The sequence below is a fragment of the Accumulibacter sp. genome, from assembly GCF_029255125.1.
In the GTDB taxonomy this organism is placed as follows: Bacteria; Pseudomonadota; Gammaproteobacteria; order Burkholderiales; family Rhodocyclaceae; genus Accumulibacter.
Map to the genome: position 1 here is coordinate 1 of NZ_JAPUVR010000047.1, position 7,188 is coordinate 7,188.

Below are 7,188 nucleotides of genomic sequence, written 5' to 3' on the forward strand. Positions count from 1 at the left end.
CAAGCTCTTGGCGAACGCTTGAAACTCGCTCTTTGGGCGAACGAAGGCAGCACCTCGCGCGGCAGCCCGGGTTTTCCAGAACTTAGACCAATGACATAGCCAGTGCTGAACGCGGCAAGGCCGCTCGGACAAGGCACGTGACCAAGCACGGCGGTCTGCGGACTTTCCCGACAGATCGCGCTATATTCCGCGTTTCCAGTCTGTTCGCTCGGAGCAACCGACATGCACGCAACCTCTTTCTTCCGCCTACTGCAGTCCACGCTGCCCTTGCTCGCAACACTCAGGGAATATCGCCTGGCCTGGCTAGGCAAGGATGCGATCGCTGGGCTGACCGCTTGCGTGGTGATGATTCCGTCGGTGATCGCTTACGCCGAACTGGTACATCTGCCGCCGATCGCCGGCCTCTACGCTGCCCTCGCGGCTTCCATCGGCTACGCACTGTTCGCCAGCTCGCGACACGTGATCGCCGGACCCGATGCGGCGATCGGCCTGCTCGCCGGTTCAGCGATCCTGCCGTTGGCCGCCGGCGACCCGGGGCGCATCGCCGCCCTCGCGGCGGTTCTCGGCATCCTCTCGGGCGCCGTGCTGCTGCTCGCGGCGCGTCTGAAACTCGGCGTCATCGCCGATCTGCTGTCGCGCCCAGTGCTCATCGGCTATCTCAACGGCGCCTCGCTGGTCCTCATCTCGACGCAGCTCGGCAAGATGTTCCGCATCAAGACCGAGGGCGAAGAGTTCTTCGACATCGTGTTTACCGTGGTGCGCAAGCTACCCGAGGCGCACTGGCCAACGTTTGCCTTTGGTCTGCTGCTCGTCTTGCTGCTCGTCGTGCTCGCCCGCTGGTTGCCGCGCGTGCCTGGCGCGCTGGCCGTTTGTGGTGTCGCCATCGCGGCAACCTCCGCTTTCGATCTGGGCAGTTACGGGATCGCCCTGGTCGGCGCCGTGCCCTCGGGAGTGCCGCGCCTGGAGATTCCCGCGCTGCATCTGTCAGACATCGCCGCACTGGCGCCGGCGGCCGTGGCGATCGCCTTCCTCGCCTTCTCCGACGGCATCCTGCTGGCGCAGACCTTCGCCGAGAAGAACGGTTACGAGGTCTATCCGAATCGCGAACTCGTCGCCCTCGGCTCGGCGAACATTCTCGCCGGCCTCTGGCAGGGCTTTCCAGTATCGGCCAGCCAGTCGCGCACGTCGATCGTCGATTCGGCCGGCGGCAAGTCGCAGGTTGCCCAACTGATTGCCGCCGTCGGGCTGCTCCTCTTCCTCTTCCTGCTCACCGGACTGATTGCGTTGCTGCCGAAAGTCGCGCTCGGGGCAATTCTGATCGTCACCGCGATCGGCATGCTCGAGATGGCTTCGCTGCTTGGCCTGTATCGCATCGATCGCGTCGAATTCGGGATTGCCATGGGTGTCACGCTCGCCATCCTGCTCGCCGGCGTCGTGCCGGGAATCATCCTTGGCCTGCTGCTCTCGCTGATCACCGTTCTCGTCGAGATCTCGCGCCCGGACGACGCGGTGCTGCGCGTACGCGTCAGCGATGGCCGCTTCCACGATTGCCGCGACGACGAACAGACGCGGGAGATTCCCGGCCTGCTCGTCTATCGCCTTTATGCGCCGCTCGTCTTCGCCAACGCGCGGCATGTCGTGACGCGCATCCGGACCTTGGTCGAGGAAGCAGAGGTTCCGGTAAAGTGGCTGGTCATCGACGCCCAGGCAATTCACGACATGGACGTCACGGCAGCGCAACGCTTCGCCGAACTGCACCGTGAACTTGCCGACGAAGGCGTGGACGTGAAGATTGCCGATGCTCCGCGACCGTTTCTCGAAGAACTGGCGAAGGTCGGTCTGTCCGAGGAGATTGGCCGCACCGAATTCTTCGTCTCGGTCAAGAAGGCGGCGGAAGCTTTCGAGCGGCGCTACGGCGCAGCGCCACGCAACGACGAGGAAACCCCACCGGCGTCTGCCTGAGCGCGCAACAGCGCAAGCGTCACCTCCTTCGCCCCTGGGGGGCTGGCCGTACGGTTTTGCGCTCGCAGCATCAGGCGCTATGATATCGACCATTGGTGGCAGAAGGGGCCAGACATGTTACAGGCGGTTCTGTTTGCCGACGTGACCAACAGCACGAAGCTGTACGAGACGATCGGAGACGATGAGGCAAAGCGCCTGGTCGACGCTTGCCTGGAGATCCTGCGCGACGTCACGGCGTTCTTCGGCGGACGCGTCGTCAAAACCCTCGGCGACGAAGTCATGTGCGTTTTTTCCAGTGCGGACGCCGCTGCCGAAGCATCGTGCGAGATGCAGAACCGCTTGTCGGAAGATGAACTGGCAAACAAGCATGGCCTGTCGATCCGTATCGGTTTCCATGTCGGACATCTGATCGAGGACCACGGCGATGTTTTCGGCGATGCGGTCAACACGGCCTCGCGCATCACCAGCCTGGCCAAGGGCGGCCAGACGATCACCACGGAAACGGCGGCGGCAGCCATGTCTTCCGACTTGCGCGATCTGACGCGCAGCATGGGGCGTTTTGCCGTGCGTGGCAAGGCCGAGTCGATCGCGATTTGCGAGGTCGTCTGGCAGGCGGAAAACCTGACGATGATCAGCGATCGCCTGCCGATGACCCTGCCGCCCCCGACGATTTCGTTGCGGCTCGTCTACCAAGGCGGCTCGCTGACGCTGACGCCGGAGGACGAGGCGGTGGTGATCGGTCGTGAGCGTTCGTGCCGCATCCGCTTGTCGGTGCCTTGCGCCTCGCGCACGCACGCCCGCGTCGAGTTCCGGCGTGACAAATTTGTCCTCAGCGATACGAGTACCAATGGTACCTTCGTGCAGGCCGACGGCGAGAAGGAAGTCGCGCTCAAGCGCGAGGAGTTCATTCTGCACGGCAACGGCCGCATCTGCCTCGGCCACCGTCTCAGCGAAGGCGGTGCCGATCTCGTCTGGTCGGTCAAGACCTACCAATAGCCCGCCAAAATAACCCGCTAACCCGCCGCCGGGAAAAATCATGCAGCCTGATCGAACAGACGAACTGAAACAGTTCCTGAGCGAGAGAATCCTCGTTCTCGATGGAGCAATGGGGACGATGATCCAGCGCCACAATCTGTGTGAGGCAGACTATCGTGGCACGCGTTTTGCGGACCATGCGCACGATCTGAAGGGCAACAACGACCTCCTGCTGCTCACTCGTCCGGACGTCATCCGCGCCATCCACGGCGAATACCTGGCCGCCGGTGCCGACATCATCGAGACCAACACGTTCAACTCGACGAGCGTTTCGCAGGCCGATTACCAACTTGCAGCGATCGTCTACGAACTCAACTTCACCGGCGCCCAGCTTGCCCGCGCGGTGTGCGACGAATTCACCGCCGCCAATCCGGCCAAGCCACGTTTCGTTGCCGGCGTCATCGGCCCGACCTCGCGCACGGCGTCGATCTCACCCGACGTCAATGATCCGGGCTACCGTAATACGAGCTTCGACGAACTCGTCGGCGCCTACGGCGAAGCGGTGCACGGTCTGTGCGCCGGCGGCGCCGACATTCTGCTGGTCGAAACCGTTTTCGACACGCTGAACGCCAAGGCAGCGCTGTTCGCGATCGAGGAGTATTTCGCTCGCAGCGGTCGGCGCTGGCCAGTGATGATCTCCGGGACGATCACCGACGCCTCGGGCAGAACGCTGTCCGGACAAACGGCGGAGGCCTTCTGGAACTCGCTGAACCATATCGGGCCGCTTTCCTTTGGCCTGAACTGCGCGCTCGGCGCGGCCGAACTGCGCCAATACGTCGCGGAGCTGTCGCGCGTCTGCAACTGCTTCGTTTCGGCGCACCCGAACGCCGGCCTGCCGAATGCTTTCGGCGGCTACGATGAAACGCCCGAACAGCTTGCCGACGAGATCGCCGACTGGGCGCGTCAGGGTCTGGTCAATATCGTCGGCGGCTGCTGCGGCACCTCGCCGGCGCACATCGCGGCGATCACCGCGCGCGTCGCCGGCCTGCGCCCGCGCCGCGTTCCGCAGCGCGAACGCAAGCTGCGTCTGGCCGGCCTCGAACCGTTCAACCTTGGCGCCGATTCGCTCTTCGTCAACGTCGGCGAACGGAGCAACGTCACCGGCTCGCGCGTCTTCGCGCGGATGATCCTTGAGGGGCGCTACGACGATGCTTTGGCCGTCGCCCGCCAGCAGGTCGATAACGGCGCGCAGATCATCGACATCAACATGGACGAGGCGATGCTCGACTCGCAGGCGGCCATGGATCGCTTCCTCAAGCTGATCGCCGGCGAGCCGGACATTGCGCGCGTTCCGGTGATGCTCGACTCGTCGAAATGGAGCGTCATCGAGGCCGGCCTGAAGTGCATACAGGGCAAAGGCATCGTCAATTCGATCTCGCTCAAGGAAGGCGAGGCCGAGTTTCTGCGCCAGGCAGGGCTCGCCCGTCGCTACGGCGCGGCAGTCGTCGTCATGGCCTTCGACGAAAGCGGACAGGCCGACAGCTACGCGCGGAAGACGGAAATCTGCGCACGGGCTTACCGTTTGCTCACCGAGCAGGCGGCTTTCCCGCCGGAAGACATCATCTTCGACCCGAACATCTTCGCCATCGCCACCGGAATCGAAGAACACAACAACTACGCGGTCGATTTCATCCAGGCGTGTGCGTGGATCCGCGCCAATCTGCCGGCGGCGCAGGTGTCGGGCGGCGTCTCGAACGTCTCGTTCTCTTTCCGCGGCAACGACGCGGTGCGCGAGGCGATCCACACCGTCTTTCTCTATCACGCGATCAAGGCCGGGCTGTCGATGGGCATCGTCAATGCCGGCATGCTCGGCGTGTACGACGAGCTCGACCCCGTGCTGCGCGAGAAGGTCGAAGATGTCGTGCTCAATCGCCGCCCGGACGCCGGCGAGGCGCTGGTCGATTTCGCCCAGACGGTCCGCGAAGGCAGGAATCGAGAGAGCGGGCCGGACCTTGCCTGGCGCGCGCTCAGCGTAGACCAGCGTCTGACGCATGCGCTGGTCAAGGGAATTACCGACTACGTCGTTGCCGATACCGAGGAATGCCGCGCGGCGCTTGCCGCTGCCGGCAAACCCCCGCTGGCGGTGATCGAAGGCCCACTGATGAACGGCATGAACGTCGTCGGCGACCTTTTTGGCGCCGGCAAGATGTTCCTGCCGCAGGTCGTCAAGTCGGCGCGCGTCATGAAACAGGCGGTGGCTCATCTGATTCCGTATATCGAAGCCGAAAAGCAGCGCACCGGTGCGGCCGGCAAAGGCAAGATCGTCGTCGCGACGGTCAAGGGCGACGTGCACGACATCGGCAAGAACATCGTTGGCGTCGTCCTCGGCTGCAACGGGTACGACGTCGTCGATCTCGGCGTGATGGTCGCCTGCGACCGAATTCTGCACGCGGCGCGCGAGCACGGCGCGCAGGCGGTCGGGCTGTCCGGCCTGATCACGCCATCGCTCGAAGAGATGGTGCATGTCGCCGCCGAGATGGAGCGCCACGGCTTCGCCAGCGCAGCCGACGGCAAATCGCCGGTGCCGCTGCTCATCGGCGGTGCAACGACCAGCCGCGCGCACACGGCGATCAAGATCGCGCCCAGTTACTCCGGCCCGGTCGTCTACGTGCCCGACGCCTCGCGCGCCGTCGGCGTCGTCAGCAAGTTGCTCTCGCTCGAACAGGCGGCCGATTTCCGGCGCGAAGTGAGCGCCGATTATGCGCGCGTGCGCGAGCAGCACGCGACCAAGAAAGGCGTCCAGCTCGTCACGCTGGCCGCGGCGCGCGCCAGGCGCTACGCCTGGAACGCCGATCCGGCCTACCGGCCAACAGCACCGCGGCAATGCGGAATCCGCGTCCTGCGCGAAGTCGAGCTGGGCGATCTCGCTGGATTCATCGACTGGGGGCCATTCTTCCAGACCTGGGATCTCGCCGGGAGTTACCCGAAAATCCTCGACGACGCCACCGTCGGGCCAACCGCCCGCGCGCTGCTCGCCGACGCGCAGGCCATGCTGGCTCGCGTGATCGATGAAAAATGGCTGCACGCGAACGCCGTTTGCGGCCTCTTTCCGGCCAACAGCGTCGGCGACGACATCGAGATCTACAGTGACGAGACGCGCAGCGAAAAACTGATGACCTGGCACAATCTGCGCCAGCAACACGAGCGCCCGGACGGCAAGCCGCATTACTGTCTGAGCGACTTCATCGCCGAGCGTGGTACGCCCGACTGGATTGGCGCCTTCGCCGTCGCCGCCGGTTTCGGCATCGAGGAGAAACTCGCCGAGTTCGCGGCGACGCACGACGACTATCAGGCGATCATGCTCAAGGCGCTCGCCGACCGCCTCGCCGAAGCCTGCGCCGAATGGCTGCACGCGCAGGTGCGGCGCGATTTCTGGGGCTACGCCAGCGACGAGACGCTCGACCGGGAGGCGCTGATTCGCGAAGCGTATCGCGGCATCCGGCCGGCGCCCGGCTACCCGGCGTGCCCGGATCACACGGCGAAAGGCGCCCTCTTCGCGCTGCTCGACGCGCCGTACTACGCCGGAATGGGCCTCACCGAATCCTTTGCGATGACCCCAGCGGCGGCGGTTGCCGGCTTCTACCTGGCACACCCGCAGGCGCGCTACTTCGCGATCAACAAGATCGGCCGCGATCAACTCGCCGACTGGGCGCAACGCAGCGGCTTCAGTCTGCCGGAAGCCGAGCGCTGGCTGGCGCCATTGCTCTGAGCGGCGCGTGCAGGAGACGTTGCGACGCGGCGCCGAAGGCGAAGTGAAGGCGCGAACCTTGCGCGAGCTCGTCGAGCACGATGTCGATCTGGCCGCGCGCACGACGCTGGCGCTGCCGGCACGCGCGGCGCTCTACGCCAGAATCAAGTCGGTCGCCCACCTGGCCAAGCTGGGCGGGCATGGCACGCGGCGCCGTTTCATCCTGGGCGGCGGCAGCAATCTGGTGATGCGCAGCGACTTCGACGGACTGATGCTGCACATCGCCATCACGGGTCGCCGCCTGATTGGTGAAGATGGCGACGCCTGGTACGTGCGTGCCGGCGCGGGCGAAAACTGGCACGATCTCGTCACCTGGACGCTTGCTCAGGGCTGGCCCGGACTGGAGAATCTGGCGCTCATCCCGGGCACGGTCGGTGCCGCACCCATCCAGAACATCGGCGCCTACGGGCTCGAACTCAGCGAGCGCTTCCACTCGCTCGAAG

At 64.9% G+C, this 7,188-nt stretch carries 4 protein-coding genes; all 4 read left to right on the forward strand.

The window, feature by feature from the left end:
* Positions 1-222 precede the first annotated feature (222 nt).
* The gene (locus Q1L59_RS02335) at positions 223-1,962 is read left to right on the forward strand and encodes a SulP family inorganic anion transporter (protein WP_300327685.1); all 1,740 of its coding nucleotides are present in this window, start codon (positions 223-225) and stop codon (positions 1,960-1,962) included.
* A 114-nt stretch (positions 1,963-2,076) separates the two neighbouring features.
* On the forward strand, positions 2,077-2,958 hold the full coding sequence (locus Q1L59_RS02340; RefSeq protein ID WP_300327686.1) for an adenylate/guanylate cyclase domain-containing protein: 882 nt from the start codon (positions 2,077-2,079) through the stop codon (positions 2,956-2,958).
* A gap of 40 nt (positions 2,959-2,998) precedes the next feature.
* A complete protein-coding gene (gene metH / locus Q1L59_RS02345; protein WP_300327687.1) occupies positions 2,999-6,706 on the forward strand; it encodes a methionine synthase in 3,708 nt (1,235 codons plus the stop codon).
* Positions 6,707-6,749: 43 nt separating this feature from the next.
* A partial coding sequence (locus tag Q1L59_RS02350; RefSeq protein WP_300327688.1) for an FAD-binding protein occupies positions 6,750-7,188 on the forward strand: 439 nt, incomplete at its 3' end.

Bases quoted from the DNA above. Each gene is read 5' to 3' on its own strand.
- Q1L59_RS02335 (WP_300327685.1), top strand. From the start codon at position 223: ATGCACGCAACCTCTTTCTTCCGCCTACTGCAGTCCACGCTGCCCTTG.
- metH (WP_300327687.1), top strand. From the start codon at position 2,999: ATGCAGCCTGATCGAACAGACGAACTGAAACAGTTCCTGAGCGAGAGA.
- Q1L59_RS02340 (WP_300327686.1), top strand. From the start codon at position 2,077: ATGTTACAGGCGGTTCTGTTTGCCGACGTGACCAACAGCACGAAGCTG.